Source organism: Enterobacter sp. LM3, from assembly GCF_046622475.1.
GTDB lineage: Bacteria > Pseudomonadota > Gammaproteobacteria > Enterobacterales > Enterobacteriaceae > Enterobacter > Enterobacter cloacae_P.
In genome coordinates, this window is record NZ_JBJURN010000011.1 from 13,655 (window position 1) to 30,557 (window position 16,903).

Genomic DNA, 16,903 nt, shown 5'->3' on the forward strand with positions numbered 1-16,903 from the left:
CTCAGCCGTGTAAAATTTTGTCCATCACCCGGCCTGGCAGCAGGCGTTTTAACCACCCTACGGCATGGGTCACCAGCGTCACCGGGTAGCGCATTTTGGGGTTATCACTCTCAAAAGCATGGCGCACTTTGGCGACAACGGCTTCTGGCCCCAGCGTAAAACGTGCGGCGATGCCGGGGTTTTCGACCGGTTTGTCCGACTGCGTCTGGTTGACGTTGTCGGTAAAACGGGTGCGGATAGGGCCGGGTTCAATCAGGCTCACCTTAATACCGCTGTGGCGCAGTTCCATGCGCAGGGCATCAGACCATGCCTCCAGCGCATATTTGCTGGCGGCATAGGCTCCACGGCCTGGGGTAGAGATCAGCCCCATGACCGAGGAGGTCATCACGATGCGCCCTTCATCATGCGGTAGCATGGCGGGGAGCAGGCGCATGGTCAGCTGATGTACGCCGAAGAAGTTAGTGGAAAACTGGTGCTCCAGCTGTTCCCGCGAGATGGTCTCCAGCGGGCCGTAAACACCGTAACCGGCATTATTGAACAGGCCGAACAAACGGTTGTTCGTCAGGGTAATGACCTCGTCGGCGGCGCGTTCAACGCTCTCTGGTGAATCCAGATCCAGCAATATGCCAGTAAAGCCCATCCCGTTCATGCGTTCGACATCGTTGGGTTTACGGCAGGCAGCCAGAACCCAAAAACCCTGACGTTTCAATTCGAGGGCACTCTCGAGGCCAATTCCGCTGGAACATCCTGTTATTAAGACCGATTTTTGCATAACTTTACCTGTCAGGATCTCAGCTGTTTGAGAAGTCATGTTTAACTAAAGGAGCCAGCCGCGTTGCCATCCAGTCGGCAATAAACGGCTGAGCATCGCGATTGGGGTGAATACCATCGTCTTGCATCCATTGGGGTTTCAGATAGACCTCTTCCATGAAAAATGGCAGCAGCGGAATATCAAACTCTTTGGCAAGCTTAGGGTAGATCGCGCTAAAGGACTCATTATACCGACGACCATAGTTTGCGGGCAGGCGAATTTGCATCAGCAGCGGCTGGGCGTTAGCCGCCTTAATGTCCTGCAAAATGGTGCGCAGCGCTTGTTCTGTTTGCTGGGGCTGGAAGCCGCGTAAACCATCATTACCGCCGAGTTCGACCAGCACCCAGCGCGGTTGATGTTGTTTGAGTAAAGCCGGCAGGCGCGACAAGCCTTGCTGCGAGGTATCGCCGCTGATGCTGGCATTAATCACCGGCGTCGTGTTCCGCCATTTGTCATTGAGCAGAGCAGGCCAGGCTGCGCTGGCCGCCATGCGATAGCCTGCGCTCAGGCTGTCACCCAGAACCAGTAACGTGTCCGCTGCGGCTGCGCGGAAGGTCATCAGAATCAAAAACAGGAAGGGCAAATGCCAGCGGAAAACATTGTTGAAGTTCATCGTCTTAAGAAGTCCGTCGGTCAGGGGGAGCACGAGCTGTCCATCCTCACCGGAGTTGAACTCGTTGTCAAACGTGCCGAAACCATCGCGCTGATTGGCGAATCAGGTTCTGGCAAATCCACGTTGCTGGCAATTTTAGCCGGGCTGGATGACGGCAGCAGTGGCGAGGTCAACCTGGTCGGCCAGCCGTTGCACGCACTTGATGAAGAGGCACGTGCTGCACTGCGCGCCCGGCATATTGGCTTTGTCTTTCAGTCCTTTATGCTCATTCCTACCCTGAATGCTCTGGAAAACGTTGAATTACCGGGATTACTGCGCGGGGAGAATATCCGCCAGAGCCGCGAACATGCCAGAACATTGCTGGAACAGCTGGGATTGGGTAACCGCCTCGATCACCTTCCGGCGCAGCTTTCCGGGGGGGAGCAACAGCGCGTTGCACTGGCTCGCGCCTTTAATGGTCGCCCGGAGGTCCTGTTTGCTGATGAACCCACCGGGAACCTTGACCGTAAAACCGGAGACAAGATTGCCGACCTGCTGTTTTCGCTCAACCGTGAACATGGCACCACGCTGATTCTGGTCACCCACGATCCACAGCTGGCCGCCCGCTGTGACCGTCGCCTGCGGCTGGTCAACGGTATTCTTCAGGAGGAAGCATGATTGCCCGCTGGTTCTGGCGCGAATGGCGCTCACCTTCGCTGCTGATTGTCTGGCTGGCGTTGAGCCTGGCGGTGGCCTGCGTGCTGGCACTCGGCAGCATCAGCGACCGCATGGAGAAAGGGTTAAGCCAGCAAAGCCGGGAATTTATGGCGGGCGACAGAACGCTGCAAAGCTCGCGTGCCGTCCCGCCGGACTGGATTGACGAAGCGCGCAAGCGGGGGCTGAAGGTTGGGGAGCAGATTAGCTTCCAGACCATGACCTTCGCGGGTGACACACCGCAGCTGGCGAGCGTCAAAGCGGTTGATGACATCTACCCGATGTACGGTGAGCTGCAGACCAGCCCGTCAGGGTTAAAACCCAAACCTGGTACGGTGTTGCTGGCACCGCGTCTGATGGCGCTGCTTAACCTGAAAGCGGGTGACAGCATTGATGTCGGTGACGCCACGCTGAAGATTACCGGAGAAGTGGTTCAGGAACCTGACTCCGGTTTTAACCCGTTCCAGCTCGCGCCACGGTTACTTATGAACACCGCTGACGTGGCGAAAACCCATGCCGTGCTACCGGGAAGCCGCGTGACCTGGCGCTATAAATTTGGCGGTACGCCCGTACAGCTTGGGGAGTATGAAAAATGGCTTCTGCCGCAGTTAAAGCCAGAGCACCGCTGGTATGGGCTGGAGCAGGACGAAGGGGTACTTGGCAAATCTCTTGAACGTTCTCAGCAATTTCTGCTGCTTTCGGCGCTATTAACCCTGCTGTTGGCGGTAGCGGCAATCGCCGTTGCGATGGGGCACTACTGCCGCAGCCGTTACGATCTGGTGGCGATCCTGAAAACCCTGGGGGCCGGGCGGGCGCAACTGCGTAAGTTGATTATCGGCCAGTGGCTGATGGTACTGATGCTGTCAGCGGTGACTGGCGGGGTGATGGGATTAGTGTTTGAAAAACTGCTGATGGTGCTGCTGAAACCGGTACTGCCAGCTGCATTACCACCAGCCAGCCTCTGGCCGTGGCTGTGGGCGATGGGGGCAATGACGGTGATTTCACTGCTGGTGGGATTGCGCCCGTACCGGCTGCTGATTGCGACGCAGCCGCTGCGTGTGTTACGCCGTGATGTGGTGGCAAACGTCTGGCCACTGAAATTTTACCTTCCCGCAATTACCGCAGTGGTGGTTGGGCTGCTGGCCTGGTTGATGGGGGGCAGTACGCTACTGTGGGCCGTGCTGGCTGGTGCGGTCGTACTGGCGCTGTTGTGCGGCGTACTGGGCTGGGTATTGCTCAGGCTCCTGAAGGGGGGCACGGTAAAATCGCTTCCCGTACGGCTGGCGGTTAACCGTTTGCTGCATCAACCGTGGTCAACGCTGAGCCAGCTTTCAGCGTTTTCGCTGTCGTTTATGCTGCTGGCTCTTCTGCTGGTGCTGCGTGGCGATCTGCTGGATCGCTGGCAACAGCAGCTTCCGCCGGAAAGCCCGAACTATTTTCTGATCAACATTGCGCCTGAACAGGTCGCCCCGCTGAAGGCATTTCTCTCGCAACACCAGATTGTGCCGGAATCGTTCTATCCGGTTGTTCGCGCGCGTCTGACGCAGATCAACGGCCAGCCAACGGAGAGCAACAAGGACGAGGCGCTTAACCGCGAGCTGAACCTGACCTGGCAGGAGAAGCGTCCCGATCACAATCCGCTTATCGCCGGAACCTGGCCGCCAAAAGTGGGTGAAGTTTCAATGGAAGAGGGGCTGGCCACACGCCTGAATATCAGGCTGGGGGATTCAGTGACCTTTACCGGTGACACCCAGGATTTCAGTGCGAAAGTGACCAGCCTGCGCAAAGTGGACTGGGAAAGCCTGCGACCAAACTTCTTCTTTATCTTCCCGGCAGGCGCGCTGGACGGGCAGCCGCAGAGCTGGCTCACCAGCTTCCGCTGGGAAAACGGCAACGGGATGCTGACCCAGCTTAATCGCGAATTCCCGACCGTGAGCCTGCTGGATATTGGTGCGATCCTGAAGCAAGTAGGACAAGTACTGGAGCAGGTGAGCCGTGCCCTCGAGGTGATGGTCGTACTGGTTACCCTCTGCGGTGTTCTGTTGCTGCTGGCACAGGTGCAGGTTGGGATGCGTCAGCGCTATCAGGAACTGGTGGTTTACCGCACACTGGGGGCGAGTAAGCGGCTGCTGCGTGCAACGCTCTGGAGTGAGTTCGCCCTGCTGGGGCTGGTGGCAGGCCTGGTGGCGGCTATTGGTGCGGAGACAGCACTGGCGATGCTGCAGACGAAAGTCTTCGACTTCCCGTGGGAACCTGACTGGCGGCTGTGGCTCACGCTACCGATCTGCGGCGCGCTACTGTTATCACTCTGTGGCGGCTGGCTCGGCACGCGATTGCTCAAAGGTAAAGCGCTGTTCCGGCAGTTTGTTAGTTAGTTTACCTCCGTGATGATTACGTACCGGTTTATATGCTGGTACGTAATCACTTAGTAGCACAGATTGGTAACAGGCGTCATTTTAGTAGCACAAATCATTAAAAAACCGCACACACAGTCATAGTATTTCCAGTTAATATTCACCAGCTAAATATTTAGTGGCGTGTCTATCAAGGAAAAATAATGACTATAAAAAAATCAGCGCTGGCGGCAACGATCGGCGCGGCAGTGGCATTGACGTCTTTTGCATCTCAGGCGGAAATCACCGTTCTTAAACAAGATCCACAGGCGGGTAACCCGCTGAGCCGTCTGAACTTCACCGTTGGCGGCAGTATCCGTCCTCAGTTCAACATGATGACGGGCGATGGCGACAAAGGCTCCTACAAGCGTAACGGCTTCGACGGCGGTACCCGTTTCCGTTTCGCAGCGGACTACTACCTGTTTGATGACATCAGCTGGGTAAGCTACTACGAGCTGGGTGTCAACATTCCTGCGCTGTTCAACTGGGATAATCACTACAAAGAGGGGGCTAACGACACCTCTCGCCGTATGCTGTATACCGGTCTGAAGAGCGACACCTGGGGTACGCTGACCTTCGGTCAACAGAACAGCGTTTACTATGATGTGGTGGGTGCGAAAACCGATATCTGGGACTACGACATGATTGGTCAGGCACCAGGTAACGGTATCAACGGCGACTACGACGGTTCTTACCGTTCACGTAAAATGCTGAAATACAAGAAAACTGTGGGCGATGCTGATATCTATGCATCCTACCTGTTCGAAGACAACGAATACCTGCCAGGCAACGGCCTGCGTTACAAACGTAAAGGCGGCGGTTCACTGGGTCTGGATTATCACCTGACCAAAGATCTGACCTGGGGTACGGCGTGGAACTACACCCGTGCGGATATGCGTAACCCGGAAAATGGCGATAGCGAAACGTACAACCAGAACATCCTGGGGACTGCGCTGAGCTGGAAACCTGACAACTGGACCTTCTCTGCTGGCGGCGGCTGGTACCAGAACTTCCTGACCACCAAAAAAGTATCCACTGACGACTACTTTGCGGGTGATGCATGGGGTATTGAGTACTTCGCAGGCTACAAATTCCCAATCAATCAGTATGCGGTTAAATCCATCCAGCCTTACTTCATGGGTGACCGTATTGAATACGTGAATGGCCGTAACTACCAGCGCATCGACAACGGTGTGGGTATCAGCTTCCAGCTGGATTACGGTTTCCGTGTTGATTACGAACACGTGTTCACCTCCAGCACCGACGATCTGGGCGATATGAACCTGGTCCGTCTGCGTTACGACTTCTAAGTTCTGACCCTCTCCCGGAAAGGGAGAGGGGAAACATGCAGGCCGGGTAAGGCGTAGCCGTCACCCGGCTTTTTTCAGCGTGCAAGCCACCCGGCAACCTCTTCGAACGTTCCGCGATAGACAATCTTGTCCGCTTTCTTTTCAAGCTGATAGCGGTACATCGGGTCGTAATAGTCATTCAGCAGCGGCGCAAGCCAGCTAACGTGTGCTCCGGTTCCACCTGAACGTTGCTGTTCCAGGAGCGCGACATCCAACAGCGCTGTGAATTCAGCAAAGCGCTGCAGCCCCAGACGGCGGCGAATGGCGAACAGGCCGTGGTGCAGATAGTCGCTGTACTCTTTCCAGCCCAACTCTTCACCGAATGCGGCAGAAAAATCCGCCCACATATGGTCGAAATACTCTTCACGCAGACGCTCAAGACGGATTTCAAACGGGTCTTCTACCACGACGATGGCGGCTTGCACCATGCGGTCACGCAGACACTCCGGCAGGTGGTTAGAGCCAATCATCCGGCCTTCATCTTCGAGCACCCAGCGTGCGGCATCTTTTTTTAACAGCTCAACGGCCAGCTGGTTTTCAAAACTCGCCTGCGAGAGTTGCGGTGTGAGCGTGCGACCAAACGACGAGCCGCGATGGTGCGCCAGCCCTTCCAGATCGATACCTTGCACATGCTGTTTCACCAGCAGCGTTTTACCGCTTCCGGTACAGCCGCCAATCAGCACCATCGGTTTTTGCACCTGCTCTGCGGTGGCCTGAATCGCCGCCTGGCGCAGCATTTTATAGCCACCTCTGATCAGCGGGTAATCAACGCCGGCCTCTTTTAGCCATGCCTGAGTAATATGCGAGCGCTGGCCGCCGCGCGCGCAGCAGAGATAGCCGTGAGGATGTGCCAGGCTTGCTTCGCGCCAGGCGTTGATGCGGTCGTCACGGGTTTTACCGGAAACCAGGCTATGACCGAGTGCAAGGGCGGCTTCCGGCCCCTGGCGTTTATAGCAGGTACCGACGGCGGCGCGTTCGTCATCGTTCATCAAAGGCAGGTTGAGTGCCGCAGGCATCGCACCCTGTGCAAATTCGATCGGCGCGCGAACGTCGATTAAAGGGGTATCGGACGCGAGGATCGCGCGATAATCCGTTCCATCGTTCATGGTTATTCCAGAAATCAAAACAGCAATGGACGACGATTTTACGCGCGTGAGATGAAGCCGGGGAAGGGGAAGATCAACTCCCCGGCACTTATCGCTTATTTAAGCTTCGATTGCGCCCAGACAATACCGCTCGCGTATTCTGGCGGTAACAGTGGGATCATCGCTTCCAGGGTGGCGCTCAGGCGGCCCGTGTCGGAATCGTTCAGGTTCAGGTGACCCACTTTACGACCCGGACGCACCTCTTTGTCGTACCAGTGCAGATGCACCAGCGGCAGCTTCAGCCAATCGTAGTTCAAATCGGTACCGATCAGGTTGATCATCACTGACGGGCTGTTCACTACCGGTTGCGGCAAGGGTAAATCAGTAATGGCGCGCAGGTGCAGTTCAAACTGGCTGATGGACGCGCCGTTTTGCGTCCAGTGGCCGCTGTTGTGTACGCGTGGAGCCAGTTCGTTGATCAGCAAACCGGACGGCGTGACGAAGCACTCCATCGCCATTACGCCGACATAACCCAGCTCGTGCATGATGGCGGAGAGCATGTCTTCTGCCTGCGCCTGTTGTGCGGCAAGAGCCAGCGGGAACGCCACGCTGGTGCGCAGAATACCTTCCTGATGCAGGTTATGCGTCAGCGGATAAAACACGGTGTGGCCGTCATGCGAACGAGCGCCCACCAGCGACACTTCGCCGCTAAAGTTGATGCCCTGCTCAACGATGCACTCACCGTAGCAGTCATCCGGCAGTTCAGCGGTTTCGTGTGCGCGCAGACGCCACTGTCCACGGCCGTCATAACCGCCCACGCGACGCTTCACAATAGCCAGTTCGCCCAGCATGTCGAAGACGTCAGCCCATTCGCTTTTGTCAGACAGCAACTGCCACGGCGCGGTTGCAAGCCCGAGTTTATCGAACAGCTGCTTTTGTGTCAGACGGTCAGCAATAATCGGGAACACATCGCGGTTCACAAAGGCGTTATGACGCGCCAGTTCACGCGTCAGCGCGGTTTCCGGCCAGCGTTCGATCTCTGCGGTAATCACGCTCTGGTGAAACGGAACGGCTTCCGGTTCGTCATCCAGGCCGACAGGCCAGACGCTAATGCCCAGCGGCTCTCCGGCCTGACGCAGCATGCGGCCCAACTGACCATTGCCGAGGACGCAAACCTGCTTCATGCCGCACCCCGCGGATCCGGGTTGTCCAGCACCTCGTCGGTCTGGGCTTTACGCCAGTCCGCCAGACGCTGATGTATTGCTTTATCGTGGGTCGCCAGAATTTGCGCGGCCAGCAGAGCGGCGTTTGCTGCCCCCGCTTTGCCAATCGCCAGCGTACCGACAGGAATGCCGCGCGGCATCTGAACGATGGAATAGAGGCTGTCGACGCCGCTTAACGCCGCGCTTTGCACTGGAACGCCCAGTACCGGCACCAGCGTTTTGGCGGCAATCATGCCGGGCAGATGTGCTGCGCCGCCCGCACCGGCAATGATCACCTCGTAGCCGTTCTCTTCAGCGCTTTCGGCGAAGCTGAACAGTTTGTCGGGTGTGCGGTGTGCGGAAACCACTTCAACGTGGTGCGGAACATTCAGGATTTCGAAGATTTCGGCGGCGAACTGCATGGTAGCCCAGTCGCTTTTGGACCCCATCACGATGGCGACACGCGCCGGATTATTGCGGGAAGACATGCGTCTTAAAACTCCTGTGGTGCGAAACACACTGCTTTCGAGGGCACAGAGAATAGCATGTAATACGGGCAAGGAAAACGGTTGCGCGGCTAAAACTTGAGCCGTTGTGGACCTCCGCGCATAACAAAACAGACCGCATTTGGCGGTCTGTTTAGCGAAAGTCTCTGGCGATTTTTACAGGAGATTGCCTGCTGTCAGGTTTTCTTTATCGAATGCATGGCCGACATCAATATGATTTTCCATGCTGGTGTCGATATTCGAACCTGCTTCTGGGGTGGAGAAGCGATTCTCCGCCGCCATCGCGCCAGTGGACAGGACAGCGGCCAGCAGCAGGGCGCTCACGATGCTGATTGTTTTCATTCTCTGTTCCTTGCTCATCATATTGTCGCTGTCGCTTGTCTGTTTACTGGCGGCACGGCAATCAGGGGTCTTATTTCGTCAGTTCTGCAGTCATGTGAACGCGGTTGTTGAACCGTGCGCTGGTGATTTTGTAAGACGCACCCTGTTCAGCAGCCTGAGCGGCAATTTTGGCTTCTGCGCGGTCAAGGGTAGAGGCGGTAGCGCTGACGCTCTGAGCGAAAGAACCGAAAGAGATCATAGAGAGAGCAGCAACTGAAACGAAAGTTTTGATGGATTTCATGGTCGTATTCCTTAAGTATTTTGTCTTGGATAGGGCGTGTTGCCCTGATGTGATAAATAATAGAACGACCACGGATTGGTTAAAATCGAAACAATTTGCGAATGTTATTCAAAAAAAATGAATGATATTAAACGTGCAGTGTGGGGGGAATTCAGAAAGGAAATGCGATCAGCTCGACGCCTTCAGGCGTGACTTTCACCATCGACCCTTCACTGTGCCAGGCACCCAGTACCACGCGGTGGGCGGGTTCGTCGTTGGCCGTCAGTGTGTGTACGTCCGGGCGATGGGTATGGCCGTGGATCAACCACTGGACGTGGTGCTTTTCCATCACGCTGACAACTGCCTGGGGGTTAACGTCCATGATGGTCATGGATTTGCTGCTGTTGGCGGCCTTACTGCCCGCGCGCATTCTGGCGGCGATGCGGTTACGGATAAACAGCGGCAGAGCCAGGAAAACTTTTTGGATCCACGGGGTGTGGACTTTGGCGCGAAACGCCTGGTAGCCGGTATCGTCGGTGCAGAGCGTGTCGCCGTGCATGATCAAAACGTTACGACCATAGAGGTTGAGTACCTGTTCTTCAGGCAACAACGTCATACCGCTTTCACGGGCGTAGCGCTTACCGAGCAGGAAATCACGGTTGCCGTGAATGAAGTAGCAGGGGACGCCGGAATCAACCAGCGCTTTAATGGCTGCCGCCATTTCGTGATGGAGCGGGTTGGGATCATCGTCGCCAATCCAGGCTTCAAACAGGTCGCCGAGGATGTAAAGCGCATCGGCGCTTTTCGCTTCACCGCGTAAAAAACGCAGAAAACCGGCGGTGATCGCCGGTTCTTCTGTTTGCAGATGCAAATCTGCAATAAAGAGTGTCGCCACGAATTACTCGCTGACGGTCACGCTTGTGATCACAACGTCTTCTTTTGGAACGTCCTGATGCATACCGCTGCGGCCAGTAGAAACGGCTTTGATCTTGTCAACGACGTCCATGCCTTCAACGACTTCGGCAAATACGCAGTAGCCCCAACCCTGCAGGCTTTCGCCAGAGAAGTTCAGGAAGTCGTTGTCAGCCACGTTAATGAAGAACTGTGCGGTAGCAGAGTGAGGAGCCTGAGTACGCGCCATTGCCAGCGTGCCACGGGTGTTTTTCAGACCGTTGTTCGCTTCGTTTTTAATCGCTTCTTTCGTCGCTTTCTGGTTCATGCCAGGTTCGAAGCCGCCGCCCTGGATCATAAAACCGTTGATTACGCGGTGGAAAATGGTGTTGTTGTAGAAACCTTCGCGGCAGTAGTCCAGGAAGTTTTTAACTGTTTCAGGCGCTTTGTCATCAAAAGTCTTGATTACGATATCGCCATGATTAGTGTGGAAAGTAACCATTTTTGCATCCTGTTCCGTTATTGTGGTGCGTCAACCCGTGTTCGGGTCACATATAGGGGCTTGTTATAGCATAACCACAGGATGCGATCACCTTGCATTGTGTGCTGCTTCGGGTTTGAATTACGGGTAGAATACCCGGTTTTCGTCCACACACGTGTTTACATGGAATCTTCGATGTTAAAAATCTTTAATACAATGACGCGCCAAAAAGAGGAATTTAAACCTATCCATGCCGGGGAAGTCGGCATGTACGTGTGTGGTATTACGGTTTACGATCTCTGTCATATCGGCCACGGCCGTACGTTTGTTGCCTTTGACGTAGTTTCACGTTACCTGCGTTTCCTGGGCTACAACCTCAAGTACGTGCGCAACATCACCGACATTGACGACAAAATCATTAAACGCGCTAATGAAAATGGCGAAAACTTCGTCGCGCTGGTCGATCGCATGATCGTGGAAATGCATAACGATTTTGATGCGTTAAATATTCAGCGTCCGGACAGCGAGCCGCGTGCAACCCACCATATTCACGAAATTATCGACATCACCGAAAAACTGATCGAACGCGGTCACGCTTACGTAGCGGATAATGGTGACGTGATGTTCTCGGTACCGACTGATCCAACTTACGGCCAGCTTTCCCGTCAGGATCTGGATCAGCTGCAGGCCGGTGCCCGCGTTGACGTGGTCGACGTGAAGCGTAACCCGATGGACTTCGTGCTGTGGAAGATGTCCAAAGAGGGCGAGCCAAGCTGGCCGTCTCCGTGGGGAGAAGGGCGTCCTGGCTGGCACATTGAGTGCTCGGCGATGAACTGCAAGCAACTGGGTAACCATTTCGACATTCACGGTGGCGGTTCGGATCTGATGTTCCCGCACCACGAAAACGAAATTGCGCAGTCTACCTGTGCCCACGGCGGCGAGTATGTTAATTACTGGATGCACTCCGGGATGGTGATGGTTGACCGCGAGAAGATGTCGAAATCACTGGGCAACTTCTTCACCGTGCGTGACGTGCTGAAGTATTACGACGCGGAAACCGTGCGTTACTTCCTGATGTCCGGCCACTATCGCAGCCAGCTGAATTACAGCGAAGAGAACCTGAAGCAGGCGCGCTCTGCGCTGGAACGTCTGTACACCGCACTGCGTGGTACCGACAAGTCCGTCGCGGCAGCAGGCGGTGAAGCGTTCGAAGCACGCTTTGTTGAGGTGATGAACGATGACTTCAACACACCAGAAGCCTATTCCGTACTGTTCGATATGGCGCGTGAAGTGAACCGTCTGAAATCTGAAGATATGGCTGCCGCTAATGCGCTGGCGTCACATCTGCGCAAACTCTCTTCCGTGCTCGGCCTGCTGGAGCAGGAGCCAGACGTGTTCCTGCAGAGCGGGGCCCAGGCGGACGATGGCGAAGTGGCAGAGATTGAAGCACTGATCAAGGCACGTCTGGAAGCGCGTCAGGCGAAAGACTGGGCGGCGGCAGATGCAGCACGTAATCGTCTGACCGAAATGGGTATCATCCTGGAAGATGGCCCGCAGGGCACGACGTGGCGTCGTAAGTAAGCCTGTTATGCCCGGTGGCGCTTATGCTTACCGGGCCCACAGGAGCATGAGTGTAGGCCGGGTCAGGCGTAGCCGCCACCCGGCTTTTTTTATGCCGATTCTCTGGTGATAAGCTGCCCGGAAAGGGTGATCCGTTGCGTTTGCAGCCCAGGCTCTTTCAGATTGCGTATCATCAACCCGGCGGCCTGGCGTCCCGTTTCTTCGCTGGCGGATGAAACGTAAGTAAACGACGGCGAGGTGAGGTTCACGTGCAGCATATCTTCAAAACCGACCAGCGCGACCTGTTGGGTTAAAAACACATCTTTCCCCACGGTACGTCCCACCTGATGAATGCCGGAAATAGAGCCGATCATCGCATCCGGTGAGTGGCAGAGCAGGGCGGTGATGGTGTTGTTCTTTTCCAGTAGCTGGCGAGTGGCAAAACCTGCCGCCAGCGTATCATCGCTACAGGCAGGAGAATACTCGTCACGCCAGAGCAGCCCGTTTTGCGTCATTGCGCTGCGAAAGCCGAGCAGACGCTGCTCGCGGATAAGACAACCTTCACGCCCACCAATGTAGGCAATATTGCGGTGTCCACGCTCAATAAGGTAACGCGCCGCAAGGTTTGCCGCCTGGCGGTTATCGCGCATCACCAGGTTGCATTTTTCGTCCAGCAAAGACTGGGAGACCGCTACCAGCGGTAAGGGACACTGGCGGATGTGTTCCGGCAGGGCGGCAGTGCGAGTGTCAGAGGCAAGGTAAATCACGCCAGCCACGCCTTGCTGTTTAAACGACAGCAGACAGCGCTCAAGATGGTCGTGGTCGTTCAGCGGCTGGCCGAGAAAAACCATATACCCCTGTTTTTCCAGCTCCTGAACAATGCTCGCCATCACCTTGATGGAAAAGCTGTCGCTGAAATCGCGCAGGATCAGGCCAATCAGGTTGGAGGTGTTGGCGCGAAGGTTGGCAGCGGCAACGTTATGCACATAGCCCAGCGTATTGATGGCAGCATTGACCTTCCCGATCGTTGCCTCTGAGATTTTCCCTTTCTGGCGTAGGACCAGCGAAACGGTAGAGACCGAAACCCCCGCGTGCTTTGCCACATCAATAATGCTGACTTTCTTCAAAACTGCTCCCTGAAATTTACCCATTATCAGCCAGTTAAGACAACGTCTCCCAGCGTACAGGAGACGTGTCGTTCAGGCATCTTATTATTTGCCGATTATGGTGGACATGGTCTGGGCGATAAACTGTGCTCTGGCACCGAAAATCACCTGGATACCGTTGTCTCCGACGAAGACCACGCCGCGTGCGCCCAGGCCGTTGAGGCCGTCTTTATCCACCGCATCGCTTTTCGCCACTTCCAGGCGCAGACGGGTGATACAGGATCCGACGGAATCGATGTTATGTGCCCCGCCCAGCAGACCGATGATCTCAGTTGCGATTTCAGTGTCGGTTTTATCGTCTGCACTGGCGGTGACTTCGGTGCGGCCCGGCGTTTTCACGTCGAAACGACGGATAACGAAGCGGAACGTGAAGTAGTAAATCATCCCCATTGGAATGCCGATGATAATGGCGTTCAGGAAGTTGGTCTGGTAACCGTTAAATGATGGCAGGATCCCGAACGACAGATAATCAATAAAGCCTGCAGAGAAAGATTTGGCAATATGGGCATGCAGCAGGTACATGGTCATGTAGGCCAGACCCGCCATAATGGCGTTGAAGACATACAGAACTGGAGCCACAAAGATAAAGGTGAACTCAACCGGTTCGGTGATCCCCGTCAGGAAGCAGGTAAGTGCCGCAGAGAACAGAATACCGGCAGCAATTTTCTTATTCTTCGTGTGCGCTTCGTGATACATCGCCAGGCAGGCCGCAGGCAGTGCAAACAGCATCAGCGGGAATTCACCCTGCATGAACTTACCGGCATTTTGGTACGTATCGCTGCTGAAAGACTTCGCCCCTTCTTCCAGCATTTTGAACCAGATGGTCTGGTCACCGTGGATCACCTGGCCTGCCTGGGTGGTGTAGTCCCCAAACGAATACCAGAAAGAGGGATACCAGATGTGGTGCAGACCAAGCGGGATCAATGCGCGTTCCACCAGACCGAAGATAAAGGTCGATGCCGCCTGATTATCCCCGTTAACGACAACAGAAAGTGCATCGATACCGGACTGAATATGTTGCCAGATATACGGCAACAGCAGGCCGAGCAGGAACGACAGAAACGCCGTTGCAATCGCCACAAAGCGTTTACCGGAGAAGAAACCGAGGAACTCCGGCAACTGCATGGTGTGAAAACGGTTGTAACACCATGCCGCGAGAATACCGCAGATAAGACCGCCAAAGACGCCCATCTGCAGCGTCGGGATGCCGACGACCATCGCATATTTCCCGCCCTGAGAGGCCATCTCCGGCGTGATGCTGAGCACGGTATTGATGGTGATGTTGGTGACAAACACCGAAACGGCCGCAGAGAGCGCCGCAATGCCCGATTCTGACGCCAGACCGACAGCGGAGCCAATCGCGAAGAGCATCGGCAGGTTATCAAAAATAACCCCGCCCGCGTTCATCATCAGCGGCAGGTGGAACTTATCGCCAAAGGCCAGCAGCAGGCCCGCAGCGGGAAGCAGTGAAATTGGCAGCATTAAGGCGCGACCAATCATCGATAACTTAGACAGCGATTTAACAAACCCTGATATCAGACTCATGCTGATTTCCCCCCGAGTAGCGCTTTTTATGCGCTGTTATTGTAAGTAGAACGTTTTAGTAGAACGTTCTACTTATCGTGAGGAAAGTATGAAAACTGCGCAACTTAATTTTCACATTTCAACAGATGAAATAGTGATTATTTGAAGTTGATCGATAATTAACCTCGATGGATGTGGGGGATTTTATCCCCTTTCTGCGGGGTACGCTTCGGGGAGAGGCGGGTTTTTTCCCGGCGCTGCGCCTGGTTACAGTGGTACAGCGGTGTGAGTGATAACGCCAGGCCCCTGGTGACGTGTTATATATGGTCAAGGGTTCATGCAAATGCATGAACCCTGATAACAAATGCAGTTTAATCGATGAGTTAATAAAAACGGATGATCAACTGCTTCTGTTTTTTACAATTACTTTTTTATGAATTTACCGTAATTGATGCTGTAGTGATTAAGTCAGATAGCTCGGTTTCGTTAAATAATCTTGCACGATAGCCCTCTGCAGGGAATTGAGGCGCGCCATCAGGTAGAGAAATAACATCATAGATGGTGGCAATCATATTACCGTTCACATCAGAGATAAAGAATGAACGGGCATGGTTAGTAAAAATAACGAAGTAATCATCATGGTCAAACACTCCCCCCATAAAATCGGTCCACTGGATGATGGGGGTAGTTGGCAGTTCAATCGGTGCATGAATTTCCACTGCAGTTTTTGCTGCTAAGTCTACAGCATAGAATAGAATGCGAGCCGGAGGTGTTGAATAGGTATCGGTGGTTGGATCATCATTTATAGGGCGAATGACAGGGCTTCCATCTGCACCAACACAGGATCTATTATCAAAGACAGATAAAACAAATTTACCTACGGTAGGGTCGATATTTCCTGCAAATGCACTGTTATTAGTGATGCACACAGTGTGAGCACCATTTTCATAGTTAGTAATTCCGGTATTATCGATATGAGTAGTCGCTTGAATTGCCGGGAATTGAGGGTTGAAATTACCCGTGTCGATCGCCCACAAGATACTACCATCAACGATAGATACGCCAAAAGTTGTACTCGTGGTGCGAGAGTGCGCAATAATTGCTTCCTCATTGTTTGGACTGCTTTGGATCCATGTGAGTGAATTCAAATGAACATCATTAGGTGTGTTGTTATTTAATATCTGAGAGCCGCTATATTCACTGGTATAGTTTTTTGCCCAAATCATTTTACCTGTCTGATCGTTGAACTTCAGGATACAGGAGTCTTGTGCCATCGTATTGCTTATTCGATTAGGACTATCGCTACCAAACATATAGATATCGCCTGCTGAGTCCCAGACTAAATCGTGAGTGTTTGAATAGTGATTGCCATTAGAATCACGCATGTCGAATTCAAAAATGACATTACCGAGAATGTCAATTTTGAAAAAGCGTCGACCGTACCATGAAAAATCTTCATCGCTACCGGTATAAATGTAGCCATTGTGAATTCTCAACGGCTGGAGATGATAAACCGATAAAAAATTAAAACGCAGGTCACCGTTTTCATCGTAACCTCGGCCAGTTGATTGCATTAACCAACTATTTCCCCAGACAGATGTAAATAACGTAGGATCTGTTTGTTCAATATCGAGGTGGAAGATAACGGATGGATCATAGACCTGATCCACCGTGCTAACAGAGAATGGTTGGTTGTAAACCTCAGTTCCAGTTTCGTCCTTAAACACAACCTGGACGTTGTTGGCATATTGCGCGTAAAGGCCAATAACAGGGATTTTTATGGTTTGAGAAACGGCATAAATCAGATCCGATGTATAGGTAAAATCTACGCTGGTTGGGCTGGTTGTCCTTTTTGATACAGTGTAAGAATAACTTACTGGTGTATCTGAAGTAAAATAAATATATGCAGCGAGCTGATTGTCGGCCGGTGCAAGTTCAGTTTTAACATAAGTAATTGTCATGATTGAATTCCTTTTTGGTTCGTAAAATATTTTTGTCAGGGCAGCACGATGTCGCCAATAAAAATAG

At 53.7% G+C, this 16,903-nt stretch carries 16 protein-coding genes; 4 read left to right on the forward strand and 12 right to left on the reverse strand.

Going from position 1 to position 16,903, the window contains the following annotated elements; genetic code table 11:
• Position 1: 1 nt before the first annotated feature.
• A complete protein-coding gene (locus ACJ9N4_RS13140) occupies positions 2-811 on the reverse strand; it encodes an SDR family oxidoreductase (protein ID WP_182919521.1) in 810 nt (269 codons plus the stop codon).
• Complete coding sequence (gene tesA / locus ACJ9N4_RS13145) at positions 792-1,424, reverse strand: multifunctional acyl-CoA thioesterase I/protease I/lysophospholipase L1 (RefSeq protein ID WP_182274002.1); 633 nt, start codon at positions 1,422-1,424, stop codon at positions 792-794. Before tesA ends, ACJ9N4_RS13140 begins: the two co-directional genes overlap by 20 nt.
• Here tesA and ybbA point away from each other — a divergent pair.
• The 3 genes from ybbA (at position 1,395) to ACJ9N4_RS13160 (ending at position 5,820) form a co-directional block, all read left to right on the forward strand.
• The gene (gene ybbA / locus ACJ9N4_RS13150; RefSeq protein ID WP_182274003.1) at positions 1,395-2,081 is read left to right on the forward strand and encodes a putative ABC transporter ATP-binding protein YbbA; all 687 of its coding nucleotides are present in this window, start codon (positions 1,395-1,397) and stop codon (positions 2,079-2,081) included. The genes tesA and ybbA overlap by 30 nt on opposite strands.
• Positions 2,078-4,492: a putative ABC transporter permease subunit YbbP gene (ybbP, locus tag ACJ9N4_RS13155; protein WP_182919523.1), complete on the forward strand. Its 2,415-nt coding sequence runs from the start codon at positions 2,078-2,080 to the stop codon at positions 4,490-4,492. Before ybbA ends, ybbP begins: the two co-directional genes overlap by 4 nt.
• A 182-nt stretch (positions 4,493-4,674) precedes the next feature.
• Complete coding sequence (locus tag ACJ9N4_RS13160; RefSeq protein ID WP_182919524.1) at positions 4,675-5,820, forward strand: porin; 1,146 nt, start codon at positions 4,675-4,677, stop codon at positions 5,818-5,820.
• A 74-nt stretch (positions 5,821-5,894) separates the two neighbouring features.
• Here the strand turns inward: ACJ9N4_RS13160 and mnmH are convergent, their stop codons facing one another.
• The 7 genes from mnmH to ppiB all read right to left on the reverse strand — a co-directional run bounded on the left by mnmH (position 5,895) and on the right by ppiB (position 10,646).
• The gene (gene mnmH / locus ACJ9N4_RS13165; RefSeq protein WP_182919526.1) at positions 5,895-6,965 is read right to left on the reverse strand and encodes a tRNA 2-selenouridine(34) synthase MnmH; all 1,071 of its coding nucleotides are present in this window, start codon (positions 6,963-6,965) and stop codon (positions 5,895-5,897) included.
• Positions 6,966-7,060: 95 nt separating this feature from the next.
• Positions 7,061-8,128 carry a 5-(carboxyamino)imidazole ribonucleotide synthase gene (purK, locus tag ACJ9N4_RS13170; RefSeq protein WP_182919527.1) on the reverse strand — a complete coding sequence of 356 codons (1,068 nt, stop codon included), beginning with the start codon at positions 8,126-8,128 and terminating at the stop codon, positions 7,061-7,063.
• On the reverse strand, positions 8,125-8,634 hold the full coding sequence (gene purE / locus ACJ9N4_RS13175) for a 5-(carboxyamino)imidazole ribonucleotide mutase (RefSeq protein ID WP_182919528.1): 510 nt from the start codon (positions 8,632-8,634) through the stop codon (positions 8,125-8,127). The genes purK and purE overlap by 4 nt, the downstream gene beginning before the upstream one ends.
• A 174-nt stretch (positions 8,635-8,808) precedes the next feature.
• On the reverse strand, positions 8,809-8,994 hold the full coding sequence (locus ACJ9N4_RS13180; protein ID WP_182919529.1) for a hypothetical protein: 186 nt from the start codon (positions 8,992-8,994) through the stop codon (positions 8,809-8,811).
• Positions 8,995-9,064: 70 nt separating this feature from the next.
• Positions 9,065-9,274 carry a YdgH/BhsA/McbA-like domain containing protein gene (locus tag ACJ9N4_RS13185; protein WP_182274010.1) on the reverse strand — a complete coding sequence of 70 codons (210 nt, stop codon included), beginning with the start codon at positions 9,272-9,274 and terminating at the stop codon, positions 9,065-9,067.
• Between the two features lie 151 nt (positions 9,275-9,425).
• Positions 9,426-10,148 carry a UDP-2,3-diacylglucosamine diphosphatase gene (gene lpxH, locus ACJ9N4_RS13190; protein WP_182274011.1) on the reverse strand — a complete coding sequence of 241 codons (723 nt, stop codon included), beginning with the start codon at positions 10,146-10,148 and terminating at the stop codon, positions 9,426-9,428.
• Between the two features lie 3 nt (positions 10,149-10,151).
• Positions 10,152-10,646, reverse strand: a complete 495-nt coding sequence (ppiB, locus tag ACJ9N4_RS13195) for a peptidylprolyl isomerase B (RefSeq protein ID WP_023334762.1) — start codon at positions 10,644-10,646, stop codon at positions 10,152-10,154.
• A 174-nt stretch (positions 10,647-10,820) separates the two neighbouring features.
• Between ppiB and cysS the strand changes: the two genes are divergently transcribed.
• Positions 10,821-12,206, forward strand: a complete 1,386-nt coding sequence (cysS, locus tag ACJ9N4_RS13200; protein ID WP_182274012.1) for a cysteine--tRNA ligase — start codon at positions 10,821-10,823, stop codon at positions 12,204-12,206.
• Positions 12,207-12,295: 89 nt separating this feature from the next.
• Here cysS and malI read toward each other — a convergent pair whose 3' ends face one another.
• The 3 genes from malI to ACJ9N4_RS13215 all read right to left on the reverse strand — a co-directional run bounded on the left by malI (position 12,296) and on the right by ACJ9N4_RS13215 (position 16,836).
• On the reverse strand, positions 12,296-13,312 hold the full coding sequence (gene malI / locus ACJ9N4_RS13205) for a Mal regulon transcriptional regulator MalI (protein WP_196390942.1): 1,017 nt from the start codon (positions 13,310-13,312) through the stop codon (positions 12,296-12,298).
• Between the two features lie 84 nt (positions 13,313-13,396).
• A complete protein-coding gene (locus ACJ9N4_RS13210) occupies positions 13,397-14,896 on the reverse strand; it encodes a PTS transporter subunit EIIC (RefSeq protein ID WP_182274014.1) in 1,500 nt (499 codons plus the stop codon).
• A gap of 410 nt (positions 14,897-15,306) precedes the next feature.
• On the reverse strand, positions 15,307-16,836 hold the full coding sequence (locus ACJ9N4_RS13215; RefSeq protein ID WP_182274015.1) for an aryl-sulfate sulfotransferase: 1,530 nt from the start codon (positions 16,834-16,836) through the stop codon (positions 15,307-15,309).
• Positions 16,837-16,903: the final 67 nt, after the last annotated feature.

Coding starts and splice junctions, on each gene's coding strand:
- ACJ9N4_RS13140 (WP_182919521.1), bottom strand. CDS start 811: ATGACTTCTCAAACAGCTGAGATCCTGACAGGTAAAGTTATGCAAAAA.
- ybbA (WP_182274003.1), top strand. CDS start 1,395: ATGCCAGCGGAAAACATTGTTGAAGTTCATCGTCTTAAGAAGTCCGTC.
- tesA (WP_182274002.1), bottom strand. CDS start 1,424: ATGAACTTCAACAATGTTTTCCGCTGGCATTTGCCCTTCCTGTTTTTG.
- ybbP (WP_182919523.1), top strand. CDS start 2,078: ATGATTGCCCGCTGGTTCTGGCGCGAATGGCGCTCACCTTCGCTGCTG.
- ACJ9N4_RS13160 (WP_182919524.1), top strand. CDS start 4,675: ATGACTATAAAAAAATCAGCGCTGGCGGCAACGATCGGCGCGGCAGTG.
- mnmH (WP_182919526.1), bottom strand. CDS start 6,965: ATGAACGATGGAACGGATTATCGCGCGATCCTCGCGTCCGATACCCCT.
- purK (WP_182919527.1), bottom strand. CDS start 8,128: ATGAAGCAGGTTTGCGTCCTCGGCAATGGTCAGTTGGGCCGCATGCTG.
- purE (WP_182919528.1), bottom strand. CDS start 8,634: ATGTCTTCCCGCAATAATCCGGCGCGTGTCGCCATCGTGATGGGGTCC.
- ACJ9N4_RS13180 (WP_182919529.1), bottom strand. CDS start 8,994: ATGAAAACAATCAGCATCGTGAGCGCCCTGCTGCTGGCCGCTGTCCTG.
- ACJ9N4_RS13185 (WP_182274010.1), bottom strand. CDS start 9,274: ATGAAATCCATCAAAACTTTCGTTTCAGTTGCTGCTCTCTCTATGATC.
- ppiB (WP_023334762.1), bottom strand. CDS start 10,646: ATGGTTACTTTCCACACTAATCATGGCGATATCGTAATCAAGACTTTT.
- cysS (WP_182274012.1), top strand. CDS start 10,821: ATGTTAAAAATCTTTAATACAATGACGCGCCAAAAAGAGGAATTTAAA.
- ACJ9N4_RS13210 (WP_182274014.1), bottom strand. CDS start 14,896: ATGAGTCTGATATCAGGGTTTGTTAAATCGCTGTCTAAGTTATCGATG.
- ACJ9N4_RS13215 (WP_182274015.1), bottom strand. CDS start 16,836: ATGACAATTACTTATGTTAAAACTGAACTTGCACCGGCCGACAATCAG.